19 protein-coding genes are annotated in these 17,077 nt (G+C 40.3%); 9 read left to right on the forward strand and 10 right to left on the reverse strand.

Annotated elements, in window-relative coordinates; translation table 11 throughout:
• Positions 1 to 4 precede the first annotated feature (4 nt).
• From hisH to AACZ87_RS07060, 6 genes are all read left to right on the forward strand, one after another.
• Complete coding sequence (gene hisH / locus AACZ87_RS07035) at positions 5 to 601, forward strand: imidazole glycerol phosphate synthase subunit HisH (RefSeq protein WP_339865984.1); 597 nt, start codon at positions 5 to 7, stop codon at positions 599 to 601.
• Positions 602 to 718: 117 nt separating this feature from the next.
• The gene (gene hisA / locus AACZ87_RS07040) at positions 719 to 1,435 is read left to right on the forward strand and encodes a 1-(5-phosphoribosyl)-5-[(5-phosphoribosylamino)methylideneamino]imidazole-4-carboxamide isomerase (protein WP_339865985.1); all 717 of its coding nucleotides are present in this window, start codon (positions 719 to 721) and stop codon (positions 1,433 to 1,435) included.
• A gap of 213 nt (positions 1,436 to 1,648) precedes the next feature.
• Positions 1,649 to 2,404 carry an imidazole glycerol phosphate synthase subunit HisF gene (gene hisF / locus AACZ87_RS07045; RefSeq protein WP_339865986.1) on the forward strand — a complete coding sequence of 252 codons (756 nt, stop codon included), beginning with the start codon at positions 1,649 to 1,651 and terminating at the stop codon, positions 2,402 to 2,404.
• Between the two features lie 107 nt (positions 2,405 to 2,511).
• Complete coding sequence (hisIE, locus tag AACZ87_RS07050; protein WP_339865987.1) at positions 2,512 to 3,111, forward strand: bifunctional phosphoribosyl-AMP cyclohydrolase/phosphoribosyl-ATP diphosphatase HisIE; 600 nt, start codon at positions 2,512 to 2,514, stop codon at positions 3,109 to 3,111.
• Between the two features lie 175 nt (positions 3,112 to 3,286).
• On the forward strand, positions 3,287 to 4,888 hold the full coding sequence (locus AACZ87_RS07055) for a BCCT family transporter (protein WP_339865988.1): 1,602 nt from the start codon (positions 3,287 to 3,289) through the stop codon (positions 4,886 to 4,888).
• 167 nt (positions 4,889 to 5,055) lie between these two features.
• Positions 5,056 to 5,922, forward strand: a complete 867-nt coding sequence (locus AACZ87_RS07060) for a universal stress protein (RefSeq protein WP_339865989.1) — start codon at positions 5,056 to 5,058, stop codon at positions 5,920 to 5,922.
• Here the strand turns inward: AACZ87_RS07060 and AACZ87_RS07065 are convergent.
• Both AACZ87_RS07065 and AACZ87_RS07070 read right to left on the reverse strand, forming a co-directional pair.
• Complete coding sequence (locus tag AACZ87_RS07065) at positions 5,919 to 7,238, reverse strand: S41 family peptidase (RefSeq protein ID WP_339865990.1); 1,320 nt, start codon at positions 7,236 to 7,238, stop codon at positions 5,919 to 5,921. The genes AACZ87_RS07060 and AACZ87_RS07065 overlap by 4 nt on opposite strands.
• Positions 7,239 to 7,298: 60 nt before the next feature.
• Positions 7,299 to 7,691, reverse strand: a complete 393-nt coding sequence (locus AACZ87_RS07070) for a Dabb family protein (protein ID WP_339865991.1) — start codon at positions 7,689 to 7,691, stop codon at positions 7,299 to 7,301.
• A 165-nt stretch (positions 7,692 to 7,856) separates the two neighbouring features.
• Between AACZ87_RS07070 and AACZ87_RS07075 the strand changes: the two genes are divergently transcribed.
• Both AACZ87_RS07075 and AACZ87_RS07080 read left to right on the forward strand, forming a co-directional pair.
• Positions 7,857 to 8,843, forward strand: coding sequence for an aldo/keto reductase (locus AACZ87_RS07075; RefSeq protein WP_339865992.1), 987 nt, complete (start codon positions 7,857 to 7,859; stop codon positions 8,841 to 8,843).
• A gap of 20 nt (positions 8,844 to 8,863) precedes the next feature.
• Positions 8,864 to 9,571 carry an SIMPL domain-containing protein gene (locus AACZ87_RS07080; protein ID WP_339865993.1) on the forward strand — a complete coding sequence of 236 codons (708 nt, stop codon included), beginning with the start codon at positions 8,864 to 8,866 and terminating at the stop codon, positions 9,569 to 9,571.
• A gap of 173 nt (positions 9,572 to 9,744) precedes the next feature.
• Here AACZ87_RS07080 and typA read toward each other — a convergent pair whose 3' ends face one another.
• From typA to AACZ87_RS07115, 7 genes are all read right to left on the reverse strand, one after another.
• Complete coding sequence (gene typA, locus AACZ87_RS07085) at positions 9,745 to 11,550, reverse strand: translational GTPase TypA (protein ID WP_339865994.1); 1,806 nt, start codon at positions 11,548 to 11,550, stop codon at positions 9,745 to 9,747.
• A gap of 151 nt (positions 11,551 to 11,701) precedes the next feature.
• A complete protein-coding gene (locus tag AACZ87_RS07090) occupies positions 11,702 to 12,400 on the reverse strand; it encodes a hypothetical protein (RefSeq protein WP_339865995.1) in 699 nt (232 codons plus the stop codon).
• Complete coding sequence (locus AACZ87_RS07095) at positions 12,397 to 12,894, reverse strand: hypothetical protein (protein ID WP_339865996.1); 498 nt, start codon at positions 12,892 to 12,894, stop codon at positions 12,397 to 12,399. The genes AACZ87_RS07090 and AACZ87_RS07095 overlap by 4 nt, the downstream gene beginning before the upstream one ends.
• Before the next feature lie 116 nt (positions 12,895 to 13,010).
• Positions 13,011 to 13,673, reverse strand: a complete 663-nt coding sequence (locus AACZ87_RS07100; RefSeq protein ID WP_339865997.1) for a hypothetical protein — start codon at positions 13,671 to 13,673, stop codon at positions 13,011 to 13,013.
• Positions 13,670 to 14,353, reverse strand: coding sequence for a hypothetical protein (locus AACZ87_RS07105; protein WP_339865998.1), 684 nt, complete (start codon positions 14,351 to 14,353; stop codon positions 13,670 to 13,672). Before AACZ87_RS07105 ends, AACZ87_RS07100 begins: the two co-directional genes overlap by 4 nt.
• Positions 14,350 to 15,030, reverse strand: coding sequence for a hypothetical protein (locus AACZ87_RS07110; protein WP_339865999.1), 681 nt, complete (start codon positions 15,028 to 15,030; stop codon positions 14,350 to 14,352). The genes AACZ87_RS07105 and AACZ87_RS07110 overlap by 4 nt, the downstream gene beginning before the upstream one ends.
• 19 nt (positions 15,031 to 15,049) lie before the next feature.
• Positions 15,050 to 15,397: a helix-turn-helix transcriptional regulator gene (locus tag AACZ87_RS07115; RefSeq protein WP_091694647.1), complete on the reverse strand. Its 348-nt coding sequence runs from the start codon at positions 15,395 to 15,397 to the stop codon at positions 15,050 to 15,052.
• A 249-nt stretch (positions 15,398 to 15,646) separates the two neighbouring features.
• Here AACZ87_RS07115 and AACZ87_RS07120 point away from each other — a divergent pair, with 249 nt between their 5' ends.
• Positions 15,647 to 16,561 carry a glutaminase gene (locus AACZ87_RS07120; RefSeq protein ID WP_339866000.1) on the forward strand — a complete coding sequence of 305 codons (915 nt, stop codon included), beginning with the start codon at positions 15,647 to 15,649 and terminating at the stop codon, positions 16,559 to 16,561.
• On the opposite strand, the gene AACZ87_RS07125 is transcribed toward AACZ87_RS07120, so the two are convergent.
• Positions 16,558 to 17,013: a YciI family protein gene (locus tag AACZ87_RS07125; protein ID WP_339866001.1), complete on the reverse strand. Its 456-nt coding sequence runs from the start codon at positions 17,011 to 17,013 to the stop codon at positions 16,558 to 16,560. The two genes, AACZ87_RS07120 and AACZ87_RS07125, sit on opposite strands and share 4 nt — an antisense overlap.
• Positions 17,014 to 17,077: the final 64 nt, after the last annotated feature.

A 17,077-nucleotide genomic window follows, 5' to 3' on the forward strand; every position in this document is an offset into this window, starting at 1 on the left:
AAAAATGAAAATAGCAGTCATTAAATATAATTCCGGCAATGTGCAGTCGGTGCTCTATGCTTTGGAGAGGCTAGGTGCAAACGCTGAATTGACGGATGATCCAGAAGTAATCCGAGCCGCGGATAAAGTGATCTTCCCTGGTCAAGGCGAGGCCAGTACAGCAATGCGGTACTTGAAGGAGCGAAAACTTGACACCTTAATCAAAGACCTGAAACAGCCTTTTTTAGGTGTTTGTCTGGGCTTGCAATTGCTTTGCGAGCATTCTGAAGAAAATGACACCGAGTGTTTGGGAGTTTTTCCAGTGAAAGTGAAGCGCTTTGTACCAGAGAATTCTCAGGAATTCAAAGTGCCACATGTGGGCTGGAATGAATTGGAGAATCTTGCGGATATTCAACTCTTGAAAGACCTGCCTGCTGAGCCATTTGTATATTATGTGCACAGCTTTTATGCTGAGTTGAGCGATTTAACGATAGCTCAGACGCATTATATACATGATTTTTCCGCAATGCTCCATCGGGATAATTATTATGCTATTCAAGCGCATCCTGAGAAAAGCGGTTTAGTAGGAGAGAAATTGTTAAGCAATTTCCTTTCTATTTAAAAATAAACACTTCGACTTCGCTCAGTGTGACAATTGCATGAGTCAGGCTGAGCGAAGTCGAAGCCCTTCTAATATTTTAATCTTTCAATTTTAGAATTTTCCAATCTTTCAATTCAAATGCAAATAATTCCAGCAATCGACCTCATCGGAGGCAAGTGCGTCCGACTTAGTCAGGGCGATTACAGTAGCAAAAAAGAATACCACGACGATCCGTTGGAGATGGCCAAGCGCTTTGAAGGCGCTGGTATTCAGCGATTACATCTGGTGGATTTGGATGGTGCCAAAGCTAAAAAGATTGTGAATGCGGATGTTTTGCAGAGAATCAGCTTAGGAACAAGCCTACAAGTTGATTTTGGAGGAGGGATTCAAGCGGATGAAGAAATAGAAAAAGCATTTAGCCTAGGAGCCAAGCAGGTGACCGGAGGAAGCATTGCTGTAAAGAATGCAGCGCTCTTTGGAGGCTGGATCACAAACTATGGTTCTGAAAAAATCATTCTGGGTGCTGATGCAAAAAATAGAAAAATCGCTGTAGGAGGTTGGGAAGAAACTACTTCGGTAGATTTGATTCCTTTTATAAAAGACTATGTAGGAAAGGGTATTAGCTATGTGATCTGTACTGATGTGGCAAAGGATGGTTTGCTTCAAGGTCCATCTACGGATTTATACAAAGAGATTTTGGAAGAAATTCCTGGCGTAAAGTTGATCGCAAGTGGCGGTGTTTCTTCAGTTAAAGATCTGGAAAAACTGGAAAAAATCGGTGTCTATGGGACGATAGTTGGAAAGGCGTATTATGAGGGAAGAGTGACGTTGGAGGAATTGGCAGCGTTTGTATGATTTACTAGTGTATTTACGAATTACGATTTTGGATTTACGAGATTGAATTGAACCCCAATCGACATTTCCAATTTTGACCATCCTGAAGGGTTAAATATTGGGATATTGCTTAACACTAAAATTGATCTCGTAAATCGTACTTCGTAAATCAAAAATTTTAAGTTCGAATGAATAATGCCGAATAATGAATATTGAAGTTTTGAATACTATAAAATGTTAACGAAGAGAATAATCCCTTGCCTAGACATAAAGGAAGGCCGAACGGTTAAAGGAGTGAACTTTGTAGAGCTTCGGGATGCGGGTGATCCGGTGGAGTTGGCAAAGATTTACTCTGACGAAGGAGCTGACGAATTAGTGTTTTTGGACATTACCGCTACGGTGGATAAGCGTAAAACCTTAGCGGAATTGGTGACAAAAGTGGCCAAAGCAATCAATATTCCTTTTACAGTAGGCGGTGGAATTTCTACTGTGGAAGATGTAAAAGTATTGCTTAATGCTGGAGCAGATAAGATTTCTATTAATTCTTCGGCAGTGAAAAACCCACAAATCATCAATGAAATGGCAGCTGAATTTGGTTCCCAATGCATAGTCGTTGCCATCGATACTAGAAATGTGGATGGAATCGACTTTGTGCATACTCATGGTGGAAGAAAGGCAACTTTGCTGAAAACTCAGGAGTGGGCTCAGGAAGTGTGTGATCGTGGAGCTGGAGAGATTCTGCTGACTTCCATGGATCATGACGGGACGAAGTCAGGATTTTCCAATGAGCTTTTGGCGGAAATTTCCTCTGCGCTGTCCATTCCTGTGATTGCTTCAGGCGGTGCCGGCACAATGGGACATTTCAAAGATGTGTTTACCTTTGGCAAAGCAGATGCAGCTTTGGCAGCAAGTATTTTTCACTTCAAGGAAATTGGGATTCCTGAGTTGAAGAGATATTTAGTGGATGAAAAAGTGAGTATTAGGAAATGAGGTAACCTTTGAGGTCTATAAGACCTCGAAGGTTTGCGAAATAAAAAGGAAAGAATTACAAGTAGTCAAATCCTTCGGGGTTTTGGAAACCCCAAAGGTTAAACGATATGAATATAGATTTTAAAAAAATGGATGGCTTGGTGCCGGCGATAGTACAAGATGCGATATCTGGCAAAGTGCTAATGCAGGGCTACATGAATGAAGAGGCTTTAGCAAAAACCAAGGAAACCAATCAGGTAACATTTTTTAGCCGTAGCAAAAACCGTCTTTGGACTAAAGGAGAAACTTCCGGTAATTTTATGGAGTTGGTTTCCATAGCAGTGGATTGTGATGGTGACTCCATTCTCGTGAAAGCTAACCCAAGAGGCCCGGTCTGTCATACAGGAGCGGATACTTGTTTTGATGAGGTGAATTCATCCAAAACTGGATTTATAGATCAATTGAGAGCGATTATCAAAGACCGCAAAAACAATCCAACTGATACTTCATATACCGCTTCACTTTTTGCCAAAGGCATCAATAAAGTAGCGCAAAAAGTAGGAGAGGAAGCTGTGGAGATCGTTATCGAAGCTAAGGATGACAATAAGGAGCTATTTATGGGAGAGGCGGCGGATTTGCTTTATCACTACTTAGTTTTGCTGGAAGCGAAGGGGTATGAATTAGATGAGGTAATCGACGTGCTAATTGATCGGCATAGGAAGAAATAATTGCATTTATTATCCAATTAGAGTTATTGAAGGGTTGAAGAAAATTCAACCCTTTTTTATTTGTCCAAGCAGAATTCCTTAACTTTTATTTCAAGCTTATAAGTGGGGTCTGCTCTGAGTGGATTCCGCCTTTTTGATTGATGAAGTATTATTCAACTTGTTTGATTTTTAGCTTATGAAAAATAAATACGTAGACATCCACAACCCCGTGTTTTTTCCAGCGGTTATCTTGCTGGTTTTATTTATGACTGTTACGATGATTGTGGGAGAACCAATGCTGGTCTTATTCGACTCCTTCAAAAATTTCGTGACAGAAAAGACAGGCTGGCTTTTCATTTTGGTGGTAAACGTCTTTATTATTTTCTGTCTATACCTTGGTTTTAGTAAGTATGGGTCTGTAAGATTGGGAGGCAAAGATGCGACTCCTGACTTTTCCACTTCAGCTTGGTTTGCCATGCTTTTCAGTGCTGGAATGGGAATTGGCCTGCTTTTCTATGGAGTAGCGGAGCCAGTCTCTCATTATGCCAAACCTCCAGTTGCAGATCCATTTACAGTAGAATCAGCTCAGCAGGCGATGAATTTCACCTTCCTACATTGGGGAATACATGCATGGGCTATCTACGCAGTCGTTGCTTTGTCACTGGCCTTCTTTGCCTTCAATAGAAATATGCCACTTACTATCCGATCTGTTTTTTACCCCTTGTTGGGTGATAGGATTCACGGTTGGATGGGTGATGTGATCGATATCTTTTCTGTCTTGGCCACGATATTTGGATTGGCTACTTCACTTGGTGTAGGAGTTCGGCAAGTAAGTGGAGGGCTTTCCCATGTCTTTGGCACGCCTAATAACGTCTGGATTCAAGTAGCACTAATTGCTGGTATCACAGCAATAGCGACTGTTTCAGTAGTGTCTGGAGTGGACAAAGGTGTGAAAATACTCAGCGAATGGAATGTGCGAATAGCTGGTTTGCTCTTGCTATTTGTTTTGATTTTTGGGCCTACGCTATTTGTGTTTAAATCCTTTATTCAGAACATGGGCGTGTACATGAACGAACTGATTGAAGTATCTACTTGGACAGAAGCTTTTGTAAATAAGGGTTGGCAGGGTGATTGGACAGTGTTTTATTGGGCATGGTGGATTTCCTGGTCGCCTTTCGTTGGGATGTTTATCGCTCGGATTTCTAAGGGAAGAACGATTCGGGAATTTATTTTTGGAGTACTATTGGCACCGAGTATTTTGACTTTTTTCTGGATGACTACGTTGGGAGGATCAGCTATTTTCATGGATATGCAGGAGGCCTTGGTAGGAGGTAATCATGAATTTGCCAAGGCAATCGTGGCGGATGAGTCCACCGCCTTGTTTGTCTTTTTGGAGAAATTCCCTTTGAAAATGGTTGGTTCGGTATTGGGCATTTTACTGGTAGCTAGTTTTTTCGTGACTTCTGCCGACTCGGGATCGCTAGTGATAGACAGCATTACTTCTGGTGGTAAACTGAACACTCCTACGCCTCAGCGTGTGTTTTGGGCAACTACTGAAGGTGCCGTGGCGGCAGTACTACTGATAGGCGGAGGACTTACGGCTTTGCAGACGGCGACTATTTCTACCGGTTTGCCGTTTTTGGTGATTCTTACATTTATGTGTTATTCACTTCTGAAGGGTGTGAAAAAGGAATATGCCCGTGATAAACAATTGACGGAGGAGGTAGATCAGAAATCGTATGCCAATCGGCTGACTAAAGTGATAATGAAGCAAATCGATAAAGATAAGAAGCCATGAAATCGACATGCAGTGATCCTCTAAATAATGACAGTCACCTTAGATTCACTGTTTATCTGGTCGGAAGACCGGAGCTGCCTCAATTTATAAGTTTTACATATCCTAACTTGCTTTAGCCTCCTATCCGGCAGAACAGCGGATATTCAAATAAATCAAAATATCTAACCATGAAGCCATTAAAGAATATTGGGATTTTCCTCGATTTGAGTGAAACAGATGAGTTTTTGCTTAGGTATTTCAAAAAGCTGGACGATGTCTTTGATTTTGATTCGCTGACTTTGGTTCATTTCGTTGCGTTGGAAAGTGACTCTGAGGATTTGGCAGCATTGACTCAGCAGCTTCCCAAGCCACTGGAAGAAGTCCTGGAAGATGAGGTGTTGGAATTGGTAGACAAGGTTTTTGGCACAAAAAAATCAAGTATTCATGTAAAAATTGAATTGGGAGGAAAGCTGGATGCGCTGGTAAAATGGCTCGATTCTCAGCAGTTCAACCTGCTGGTACTAGGTAAAAAAAGCAGAGAAGAAGGGACAGGAGTATTTAGTAGCAAGGTGATTCGACTGACAGATTCTGATTGTTTGTTTGTGCCGGAAGGGGCAAAGACAGAGTTTGATAGTATTGTTTTGGCAGTTGATTTTTCAGATTATACAGAGAAAGTCATCAAGCGAGGCCTCAATCTATCCAGAAAACTTTCTTCAAAATTGCTTCCTATTCATATTTTGAAGGCTGGATTTCAATATTTCCCTTATTTCAAGAATCAGGAGAAATACCAGAAGTCCTTACGGGGTAAAGCTGAGAGTGCTTACAAGAAAATTCAAAAGAAAACTGGTCTTGTCGAGGAATTGATTTGCATAGAGGATAGTGGGAATCACATCAGCAGATCTATACATGAATATTCCGCTAAATATGAAGCCAATTTGATCATCATAGGAAATAAAGGAAATGCAGATGAGGATGACTTGCTTATAGGTAGCGTAGCCGAAAGATTAATTTCAGCAGAGCGAAATGTGCCAATATTAATTGTAAAGCCTGATTAGTAGGCAGGAAACTCTTGTTTTAGTCCCTTAAACTGATCGATCATTTCCCATTTAGGTCTGTAAAAAGTGTTGACAAGTCTTCCACCCACATTTCCATTTTCAATCACACTAAGTGCAGCTGCTAATCGAAGATCGTTTTGGTTTCCCCAGTTGAACTGTGGTGTGTCTCCGACTGCGAAGTCTGCTGGAAATCCATCAAAGTATTCCGCTTTTCCTTCAGAATTTGCCGTTGCAAAGGTGATAGGAACTAGCTCGACATTGTTGTCTTTCAATGTTGAGTTATAGCTTGAAAGAGGGAATGAACCCACAGGTTTGCCGTACGTATTGTCGCCAACTAAAATAATATCGAAATATGGGTCGAGCGAGTTAATGATTAATTCAGATGCTGAAGCTGTGCCCCTGGAGGTTATGAAAACCAACTTGTCCAGATTTAGATTTCCGATTTTCTTAAAATCCACCGATTTCTGAAGGTCTGTTTTTAGGGAATTCAGCTTATTCGTGTACATCAGCTTGTTGGTGTTGGTGGATTGAATCAAATAATTATTGATCTGCTCCGCTACTGCCACTGAACCTCCGCCATTATATCTTAGGTCAATAATCAATTCATCAATTCCAGACGCTTCGAAAAACGCCATAGATTCATCTACTTCCAAGCTCTTTGTTGGCGATTGGCCAGCAGTGGCTTTGAAACTATTATAGACCCAATAGCCAACTTTTTTGCCAGCAACATCAATTACCTCCTGATGCAAAACAGAGTTTGATTGGTATTCAGCCTTCATATTGCTTCTGGTGGTTGTGGTGCCGTCGGGTAATTTGAAAGTAAAGGAATTGGTGATTCCAGGATCTGAAGTACCTAACTGAAAATCATATCCACCGGAAGAGGTTTTGTACTGGGCGATTGTTTTCCCATTTATTTCTATGATCTCCCATCCACGTTGCCAACCATCTTTGCCTGCAGGAGATTCTGCAAACACAAAGGTCAAGTATAGTCGCTCGGTCGCGTCGAAGGCAAATCCAAATCCATGGCCTGCATTTTTTCCTACAAATGCATCATTGAACGCTTCTTGGGTAGTGAGATAGGAGAATCGATCGAGTGGCTTAAAAATAATAGCATCAAGGAGTTCTTGATTTGTGCTATAGTCAGAGAAATTGACAGTGGCTGGAAGTTCCTGATTCCAGTAGTACCATTCCTGCATAGATTCGAAAATAGCACCTCTCACTTTGTCGGATTGAGGATCTGGTACGATCTCATCCTTATCCCGGCATGACCAAAAGAGAAAAATTATTAGTCCGAAAATCCACTTTGAGTTTTTCATATGGCCATGCTTAGCTGTTAACTTTAGTAACTACGAGTGAGAGGTGCTTTTGGATCTTAATTAGATCGCAATGTCATACACCTGGACTTTCTTCCACATGTGTGAGTATTTTTCAATAAACTCCAAGTGTGTAGGATCTGTTTGGTAGACCAGCTGATCTTCTAAACTGTCAAAATAAGCAGTGCAGGCAACTTGGAAGCTATGATCTACTACATCTCTATCTTCTGTGGCGGCTGGCGTACCTGCGACGAATTTGCCGACAGTTTTACATCTACCCAGCATAGGTACTGCTTCGGTAAGAAACTCTTGTGTATTGGCTGTGTCATGTAGCCAAAAATATACTTGATGAATCATTTTTTGTTTTGCCATTTCTTTAGCGATTGAGGTTATAGGTAAGACAGCGGTGGCACTTGCCACGCCGATTGTTTTAATAAATTGTCGTCTTGTCTTCATTTGATTTGGTTTTAGGCTTAAGGCTCAGAAGGTTTATTCTTACGGACAAATATCAGTTTGAACCGTGATTCTAAAGATAAATATTTAAATTACTTTTAAATAATAGGTGAGTATTTACCCTTCCGCTTCTATAATAAACCTCTTTTTAATATTAATGATCGCAGCATGAATTACAGAACTTTAGGTAAAACCAATTGGAAGATTTCTGAGATAGGTCTTGGTACCTGGCAAGTAGGAGGAGGCTGGGGTTCTGCCTTTGATCAGAAAGTGGCTGAGGAGATTCTTCATGCAGCGTTTGACCAAGGGGTGAATTTTGTGGATACGGCAGATGTATACGATGCAGGATTAAGTGAAGCTGCAGTAGGAGAAGCGGTAAGACAAAGGTCTGAGAAAATCTATGTGGCGACCAAATGTGGCAGAAGAATTCAACCACATATAGATGAAACGTACACCATAGATAGACTTCGTAGGCATGTAGAAGATAGCCTTCGGAATACAGGCCTAAACCGATTAGACCTTGTTCAATTGCATTGTCCGCCCACCTCTGTGTATAAACGGGATGAGGTTTTCAGTCTTTTTGGGAAATTAAAAGCGGAAGGTAAGATTGCTGCCATGGGTGTAAGTGTGGAAAAAGTGGAGGAAGCTAAATTGGCTATGGAATATGATATAGTTTCCACTGTCCAGGTGATTTTCAATATGTTTCGACAGAAGCCTGCAGAAGAGCTTTTGGGGCTTGCAGCATCTAAAAATATAGGATTAATTGTTCGTGTTCCTTTGGCAAGTGGATTACTTTCAGGGAAAATCTCTGAGGAAACCACATTTTCAAAGGATGATCACAGGTATTTTAATAGGGAAGGTAAAGCTTTTGATAAAGGGGAGACTTTCTCAGGAGTTCCTTTGGAAAAGGCTTTTCCTGCCGTAGAAGAGCTAAGAGAACTTTTTAAGGGAGATGGAGCCTTGGCTGCTTTGGCACTTCGTTGGATATTGATGTATAAAGAAGTGAGTGTGGTAATCCCAGGAGCATCAAAGTCCTCTCAGTTGGAAGCAAATGTAGCTGCTGGCCAGCTGCCACCCTTGACTAATGAACAGATGGTGGCTGTCAAGACTATTTATGATAAATACATCCGTGAGGAGGTTCATGCACAATGGTAAAGCAAAACAAACTATTAAATATGACTGGGATAAAAACAATCTCACTTGTTTTGATATTGTTATTCATCAGTACTTCTGTTGTCAATGCCCAAAACACTACAATTTCGGTAGAAGGTACTGGTGAAATTAGTGAAAAGCCGGATGTAGGATTTTTGAATATTACTGTTGAGACGAAAGATCCAAAGTTTGGAGGTGCCATCACCCAGCTCAATACGAAGACCGACAGTTTGTATGCTATACTTTCTGAGTTGGGGTTTGAAAAAGAAAAAATCAAAACCTCAGACTTCAATGTTCGGGAAAATTTTGTGTTTTCAAACGATACGCGTTCCAACGATGGATTTATTGGGGTTCAACGGATTGAAGCTGAATTTCCTTTTTCCAAAGAACAATTAGGAACCATAATTAATCGCTTTGCTGATGGAGGAACAAGTGCGCAGTTTGATTTTAGGTTTGATATCTCGGATGAGAAATTGAAGGAAATTAAAAAAGAGCTGATCAAAGAGGCTATTCAGGATGCTACATCTAAAGCTGAGCTAATTGCCCAAAACACAGGGAAAACTCTCGGAGAAATAGAAGAAATCACCTACTCAAAGGCTGACCGTTTACCTGGGGTAATGCTAAGAGGAACCTCTGTAGGGTACGGTTCGAGCCAAGGTCAATCAGCAGGCTTTGAAATAAAATCAATTGATCTGACAGATACCATTCTGATCAAGTGGAGGGTTAAATAAATATCCAAGTAGACATGACTCTTTTTGGATCAACATGAAAGGTGGTTTTAATTAGGTATCCGCTATATAATTCCAACCGGTATTTGTGGTTGACAAAACCAAAAAAAATCCCCCAAACTTTCGTCTGAGGGATTTATATATCTTGACTCTAGAATCTTATTTCTAAAATCGAATTAAGCGTCTTTCTTAGCCATTCTTGTTCTTTCACCTTCGTCCAAATAGATTTTTCTCATTCGGATAGACTTAGGAGTGATTTCTAGGTACTCATCTTTTTGGATGTATTCCATAGACTCTTCCAGAGAGAACTTCTTAGCTGGTACGATTCTCACGTTGTCATCAGAACCTGAAGCACGCATGTTGGTCAATTTCTTACCTTTCTGCACGTTCACCACGATATCGTTGTCACGGGAGTTTTCACCGATCACCTGGCCTGTGTAAAGATCATCTCCTGGATCTACGAAGAATGTTCCTCTATCCTGAAGTTTGTCGATAGCATATGCAGTACACTGTCCACCGTCCATAGAGATCAATGATCCGTTAGTTCTGCCTGGCATAGTGCCTTTGAAAGGTTCGTAAGCAGTGAATCTGTGGTTCATGATAGCTTCACCCTGAGTAGCAGTAAGCATGTTGTTTCTCAAACCAATCAAACCTCTTGAAGGAATGTTGAATTCCAAGTGCTGAAGATCTCCTTTTGGTTCCATGATTAACAATTCACCTTTACGCTGAGTTGCCAATTCAATCACTTTACCAGCAGTCTCCTGAGGTACATCTACTACCAAAGTTTCGATAGGCTCACATTTTACTCCATCGATTTCTTTGAAAATCACCTGAGGCTGTCCTACCTGAAGTTCGTAACCTTCTCTTCTCATCGTTTCGATCAAAACAGACAAGTGAAGAATACCACGTCCGTAAACCAAAAATTTATCCTCAGAGTCAGTTGGCTCCACACGAAGTGCCAAGTTTTTCTCAGTTTCTTTCATCAAACGATCTCTCAAGTGACGGGAAGTCACGAATTTTCCTTCTTTACCGAAGAAAGGAGAGTTGTTGATCGTGAAGAGCATGTTCATCGTAGGCTCATCGATAGAGATTCTTGGAAGAGCCTCTTGGTTGTCCACATCAGAGATAGTATCACCGATCTCGAAATCATCGATACCCGTTACGGCACAGATATCTCCTGCAAATGCTTCTTCCACACTGGCTTTACCAAGACCTTCAAACGTGTGAAGTTCTTTTACCTTCATTTTCTTCACAGATCCATCAGCTTTCATCAAGGCGATTTGCTGATTTACTTTGATCGTTCCTCTTTTGATTCTTCCGATTGCGATACGACCCACAAAGCTGGAGTAATCCAGAGAAGTGATCTGCATCTGAAGTGTACCTTCATCGATTTTCGGAGCAGGAATATGATCTACGATCGCATCCAACAAAGGAATAATAGAATCAGTTGGGTTTTTCCAATCAGGACCCATCCAGTTTTGCTTTGCAGAACCGTAAAGCGTCTGGAATTCCAATTGCTCTTCCGTAGCGTCCAAGTTGAACATCAATTCAAATACTGACTCCTGAACTTCGTCAGGGCGACAGTTTTCTTTATCTACCTTATTTACGACTACAATAGGAGTCAATCCTAGGTCTAGCGCTTTACCCAATACAAATCGAGTTTGCGGCATAGGACCTTCAAACGCATCCACTAAAAGAATTACGCCATCAGCCATTTTCAATACACGTTCTACTTCACCACCGAAATCGGCGTGACCAGGTGTATCGATAATGTTGATTTTAGTGTCTCTGTATCGAACCGATACGTTTTTGGAAAGGATGGTAATTCCTCTTTCACGCTCTAGGTCGTTGTTGTCAAGAATCAAGTCGTCAAACTGTTGATTCTCTCTAAAGATCTTAGATGCGTGGATGATTTTATCCACGAGTGTAGTTTTGCCGTGGTCAACGTGTGCGATGATCGCGATATTCCGAATATTCTGCATGGTTTGCCTGATTGAAGGCGCAAAAGTACAAATAATATTTTGGAGTAAGGTTATGGAATTATAAAATCTAAGGTTAAAAGTCTGAAATACCGTGAATTGAATAGTGATTTTGAAAATGTTGGACTTGTGGTGGTACTAGTGCAGAAATCAATTAGGATTCATAGATCGCCTGAAGTTTTCTGGTTTCAGCGATGGATCTATTGAGAACACGTGGGATTAAAAAGATACATATAAAGCATGCGGAAATAGCCAGAATTGATAGCCAAGTCAAAATACTTTGGGGGCTAAAATCAAAATTGTAGTATGGGTTTTCTAATCTGCGCATTCCAAATATGCTGATTTGTAACATAAGGTTGAAGAATGTAAATGAATGAATTGAACTTCTGTAGGATACATAGTTCTTCATTGATTTGTTAGCCTTCCAATACCTAGCGATGATGAAGAATACGGCTAGTATCGTAAAAGCTCCACTCCAAACTGGCATACCTACTTTCTCACCAAAAAAGAGGCTGTTAATACTTAGCCAATACAGGATAAATGCCACAGCTATAGGGTATATCAGTCTAGGACTGGTGAAAATCGACTTAAACTCTTCCCAAAAAAATCTTCGATAGCGTCTTTCTATGCTTTTGGTATAAGACTCAGCCAGATCAGAAAACCCAAAGATCCCAAATTCGCTGTGGACTTTGCGGAAGGCATCGTCTAGTGACAGTGTTGGGTTTTCCTCCAAAAGCACTTCTACCTTACAAGCCACATGATCCAAGATCTCATATTGCAAATCGATCTCAGGATAGCCTTTATAGGAAATCAGTTTTTTGAGTGTATCGATTTGGGAAGGGGAGAGTTTCAAGTTGTCCTAAGTTTTTTGGTTTGCGACACAACTTCTGAAAGTCCAGCGATAAATAGAAGTGAAAACAAAAATGTGATTAAGTAAATGGCGACAATAGGAGATAATCCAAGCCATAAAAATAAATCAAGTTTTAAAACAAACTGAGAAATGCAGATGGTTAGCCAAAGTGTATTTCCTGCAGCTACAACTTTTGAAGTTTTCAAGAATCCTCCCCAAAGCCCCATCAATGCTAAGCCTGCTGTAGTGCTAATGAAGATGGTTTTTAAATGCATTTCGGCTACTTCTGGGCTATATTCAAAAAAATTAATGATGATTACCCAAACTGCAAACAGTAAAATGCTTCTTAATAGCATTGATCCTTTTAGCATGTTTGAAGCGATAGTTTGTGCGAAGCCCAAGTGAGAAGCTACCAAAAGCCTCATTTGAAAATTAAAGGGATTAATCTCTTTTTGTGTACTTTCTAAAGCTTCTTTAAAAAGGATTCCTGTTTCCATTGCGTCTTCTACCTTTGACGCTATATGATCTACCAGTTCTGCTCTGATATCATCATAATAGATATTACCGCTGGAAAGAGAAGACTGAATTTGTGCGATTTGGGAAAGGGATAGTTTCATAAAGTAGTTCTTTGAGGAGATAAATTAGAGGCAATGGCCAATAAGCTAATCGCGTAAATGATACTTATTATGGCTACAGTGGCTGTTAGCCAAATAAATAGGGTATTTGAATAAATGTCACCCCGTGTTAATACACTTGGCATAGCATAAATCCACATAAATATTGTGTTTAATATCCCAACTCTTTTGATTATGGTAGCAGAAGAGATAGAGACCATTTTGTGACTTAGGCTAAAAGAAAGCGCATCTCTTTTCATAAAAAATACTCCTCCGGTAGTACAAATTATAAGCACTAGGAATATCAGTATTATTTCAGAAGCAGGTATGATCAAACTAGCTATTGTCAATACAACTAATCCAACAAAACCTATCAAGAAGCCTTTTAATCCATGCTTCCAAAACTTTAGGAAATCCATTTGGGCTACTCCTATCTGCTTCGAAACATTTTTCTCCAACTCCTTATCCATATTCTTTACCACCGACCAAGAAAAGGTGTGGTTGAGTTTAGCGATTGCGCGAGGAGATTCCAATTCAGGAGTATTCTCCAGTGTTGTGCAGTAATGATCAAAAATTTCGGCATAAACTTCTGTATAGCGGATGTGAAGACTTTTCAATCTTGTGTGAATCCATTCGAGTTCTTGAGATGTTAAATTTCTCATATCAGCGCGGTTTTAGATTTGATTTTGCAAGCTTCATAATAGGTGAGCATATGAGCTATAAAAGCGGCAAAGACCAAGAAAGCAGCGATAAGGAATAAGAAGCTTCCCATGGAATCAAGGAGTCCTACAAATGTCGGAATAGTAAAAATTACCATGTTCATTGTCAAAAACATCATGACAAATTGATTGACAGAATTTGGCAAATAAGATGATTGAAGTGTAGTGTGACTTTTTAGAAGTTTCCTTATATCACATACCTTTTTATAAGATTTGTACCAAAGCCACCCATTTAGTGAAAGCCCCGCCATAAAGGGAATGCCTAGTACTAAGATCTTGGAAATATTCCCTCCATTTAACCAGAAAAAGATGAAAATACTAAAAAGTAAAACTGTCCACATCGCTCTTGGCCAAGTGAAATAGCTTTTCAAAATTGACCATTGAAGACGATTAACCTCTTTTCCGGCATTTTCATAAAAGTCAAGTTGCAGGTTTTTGCAGTACTTAGGCGTGAACTTCTGCTCTAATTCAAATAATTGCTCTTCAAACTCCGCCTCTTCAAAACTCTCCAGATGACTCACATAGTGGTCATAAATTTCTATTAAAATCTCAGCTGAAGTCAGTTCTTTTGTTGCGATAGTCCTTTTTACTTGGTCTAGTTCCTGTTCTGATAGCTTTCTCATATCAGTGCGGATTTGGTTTTTAACCTCCAAGCTTCAAAAAGAGTCAAGGTATAGCCTGTATATAAAATGAAAAGACTGAAGCTAGCGACTAAGAAAAAAACACTGTCAAGGAAATTAGGAACATCTAGAATTTTTGGAACCAAAATCAGCAAGTTAAATGATGATGTCATTAATGAAAATTGAACCATGATGGTGCTTAAATAAGACGATTCAATTCTTTTTTGAGCATCGACAATTCTTTTAATCTCCCTTACTTTTTTATAGGATTTAATCCAGATCCATCCACTTAGGCACAACACAATCACTAATGGAATGACTAAGATTGATCCTTTGGTTTTTGCTTCGATAGTGCCCCAGAAGAAAATATATGCGCATAAAAATAAAATTGTTCCCAGCATTCTTGGCCAAGTGAAATAAGTCTTAAAAAGATTCCACTGAAGATGGAAGATCTCTTTTTTTGAAGCTTTTAAGAACTTTGCCTGGAGTGCATGGCAATACGAGTAGGTAAATTGTTGCTCCAACTCATACAATTGCTCTTCGAAATCCTGTACTTCATAACTCTGTAGGTGACTTAAATAGTGATCAAAGATCTCCATCAAAATCTCAGCTGAAGTTATTTCCTTATACGCAATCGCCTTTTTTATCTGATCTAGTTCTTTTTCAGTCAGTGTTCTCATATCAAATCGATTTAAAAAATCAAATGTTAAAACCTGGTTTAAGGTCTGGAGTCAGGATTCGCTGGAGGTTTTCCACGAAGCCTTGCAACTCGGACATTTTGCTGGTGACTTGCTTTTGGCCGTCTTTGGTCAAGCTATAATATTTTCTCACGCGGTTATCCACTTGCTGGATCTCGGTGCTAAGCAATCCCTCAGCCTCCAATTTGTGAAGGGCAGGGTAGAGTGCTCCTTCGGTGATTTTGATTTCCCCGGCAGTCAGTTCCTTGACCCGCTGGGTGATTTCATAGCCATACATCTTTTCGTTCTCCTCGAGTAGCTTGAGAATGATTGTTTGGAGTGAGCCTTTGATAAGATTATTGTTCGACATGAGTTTGCTGTATTACCTAGCTTGCTCAAATATATAAAAAAATTATATACATAAGATTCTGAGGTATTTGTTTTTTTTATTAAACTTTGGTAGAAATTAGAAGAGTGTGATTTTACTAGTTGAAAAAGAGACTGAAGACCGAAGACCGAAGACAGAAAACCGAAGCGGGCTTCTGTCTTCGGTCTTCGGTCTTCCAGCTTTTCTCACAAATCTCTTTCTTTCTCTCCCAATTTTCCAGACTTTTCCAGAATGGACTACCAGGAACTTATTGAGGAGGTATATAACGAGGTGCAATCAGAGAATCTAAAAGGCAAAGTCGCTGATTACATCCCGGAGATAGGCAATGTGGATCCCAATAAATTCGGGATAGCTTTGGTAGACCTCAAAGGCAATGTTTACGGCGTGGGAGATCATCAAGTACCATTCTCTATCCAGAGTATCAGCAAAGTGTTTACGCTGACAATGGTTTTTAATTTTTTCAATTCTAAGCTTTGGACCCGCGTGAATGTGGAGCCAAGTGGCGATCCGTTTAATTCCATTGCACAGCTTGAGTATGAAAAGGGCATCCCTAGAAATCCCTTTATCAATGCTGGAGCTTTGGTGATTACCGATGCCTTGTCTAGTAAATTTGAGAATCCCATAGACCAGATCACTGACTTTATCAATGAATTGGCTGGTGAAACTTGTGTGAAAGTAAATCCTGATGTTAAGAATTCAGAACTAAATCATGGAGAGCGGAATACGGCTTTGGCTTATTTTCTCAAATCTTTCAAGAATTTCAACAATCCCATAGATCAGGTGTTGGATGTATATTTTTCGCACTGTGCTATGGAGATGACTTGCGTAGACCTTGCCAAGTCTTTTTCTTTTCTTGCGAACGACGGCTACTCTATCTTTGCGGATCGACAAATTTTAACTGAGAGCCAATCCCGAAGAGTTAATGCGCTGATGCTTACCTGCGGTTTTTACGATGAAGCTGGCGAATTTGCTTTTAAGGTGGGATTGCCCGGCAAATCTGGGGTAGGAGGAGGCGTGGCGGCTGTGATGCCACACAAGTTTAGCATTGCCGTATGGAGTCCGGAATTGAATGAAAAGGGCAATTCGGTCAAATCGATCCGGGCTTTGGAGCTATTGACGGATAAATTGGCCTTCTCGCTGTTTTAGATCTCTACCTTCGCTACCTTACTATGTAGCTCGCTCATTAGCATCAGTGCAGCTGATCCATACCATTCTTTCAAGTTCATTTTCAGTACGCCAGCCTTTATGGCAGGATCAGTTGCTGTGAGTTCTTCAGCTTCTTCCAGGCTCTCCACAGCGAAGAAGAATAGGCCCCTCAATTCCTCATTTCCAAAGAAAGGACCAGCCATCACCATTTTTCCTTCTTTTGCCAAGCGGTTGATATTTGCCATATGACCAGTCTGAATATCTGTTCGCTGCTGCTCGGTATATTCCTCAAGGCGGTCACCTCGATATAGGAAGGCTATCACATATTTTCGCATTCCATACTCATCTGCATCAACTTCCGTGGCCAGTTCTTCATCATAGGCGTCGTTTTGAGCAAGGCTAAATTGAATAGAACAAATCAGCAGAAGGAGGGAAAGGAATAGCTTTTTCATGGTGAAATATGGTTTTGTGGGGATTTTATCAGCTTTTAAAAGTAGTGAAATTGTCTGTAAGATA

This window comes from uncultured Algoriphagus sp. (assembly GCF_963974365.1).
Classification (GTDB): domain Bacteria; phylum Bacteroidota; class Bacteroidia; order Cytophagales; family Cyclobacteriaceae; genus Algoriphagus.

What these genes read in the sequence shown, in the direction of transcription:
- AACZ87_RS07120 (WP_339866000.1), top strand. Translation starts at nt 15,647, where the DNA reads ATGGACTACCAGGAACTTATTGAGGAGGTATATAACGAGGTGCAATCA.
- AACZ87_RS07055 (WP_339865988.1), top strand. Translation starts at nt 3,287, where the DNA reads ATGAAAAATAAATACGTAGACATCCACAACCCCGTGTTTTTTCCAGCG.
- AACZ87_RS07080 (WP_339865993.1), top strand. Translation starts at nt 8,864, where the DNA reads ATGACTGGGATAAAAACAATCTCACTTGTTTTGATATTGTTATTCATC.
- AACZ87_RS07075 (WP_339865992.1), top strand. Translation starts at nt 7,857, where the DNA reads ATGAATTACAGAACTTTAGGTAAAACCAATTGGAAGATTTCTGAGATA.
- hisA (WP_339865985.1), top strand. Translation starts at nt 719, where the DNA reads ATGCAAATAATTCCAGCAATCGACCTCATCGGAGGCAAGTGCGTCCGA.
- AACZ87_RS07105 (WP_339865998.1), bottom strand. Translation starts at nt 14,353, where the DNA reads ATGAGAAAGCTATCAGAACAGGAACTAGACCAAGTAAAAAGGACTATC.
- hisH (WP_339865984.1), top strand. Translation starts at nt 5, where the DNA reads ATGAAAATAGCAGTCATTAAATATAATTCCGGCAATGTGCAGTCGGTG.
- hisF (WP_339865986.1), top strand. Translation starts at nt 1,649, where the DNA reads ATGTTAACGAAGAGAATAATCCCTTGCCTAGACATAAAGGAAGGCCGA.
- AACZ87_RS07060 (WP_339865989.1), top strand. Translation starts at nt 5,056, where the DNA reads ATGAAGCCATTAAAGAATATTGGGATTTTCCTCGATTTGAGTGAAACA.
- AACZ87_RS07115 (WP_091694647.1), bottom strand. Translation starts at nt 15,397, where the DNA reads ATGTCGAACAATAATCTTATCAAAGGCTCACTCCAAACAATCATTCTC.
- AACZ87_RS07065 (WP_339865990.1), bottom strand. Translation starts at nt 7,238, where the DNA reads ATGAAAAACTCAAAGTGGATTTTCGGACTAATAATTTTTCTCTTTTGG.
- AACZ87_RS07095 (WP_339865996.1), bottom strand. Translation starts at nt 12,894, where the DNA reads ATGGAAACAGGAATCCTTTTTAAAGAAGCTTTAGAAAGTACACAAAAA.
- typA (WP_339865994.1), bottom strand. Translation starts at nt 11,550, where the DNA reads ATGCAGAATATTCGGAATATCGCGATCATCGCACACGTTGACCACGGC.
- hisIE (WP_339865987.1), top strand. Translation starts at nt 2,512, where the DNA reads ATGAATATAGATTTTAAAAAAATGGATGGCTTGGTGCCGGCGATAGTA.
- AACZ87_RS07070 (WP_339865991.1), bottom strand. Translation starts at nt 7,691, where the DNA reads ATGAAGACAAGACGACAATTTATTAAAACAATCGGCGTGGCAAGTGCC.
- AACZ87_RS07100 (WP_339865997.1), bottom strand. Translation starts at nt 13,673, where the DNA reads ATGAGAAATTTAACATCTCAAGAACTCGAATGGATTCACACAAGATTG.
- AACZ87_RS07125 (WP_339866001.1), bottom strand. Translation starts at nt 17,013, where the DNA reads ATGAAAAAGCTATTCCTTTCCCTCCTTCTGCTGATTTGTTCTATTCAA.
- AACZ87_RS07110 (WP_339865999.1), bottom strand. Translation starts at nt 15,030, where the DNA reads ATGAGAACACTGACTGAAAAAGAACTAGATCAGATAAAAAAGGCGATT.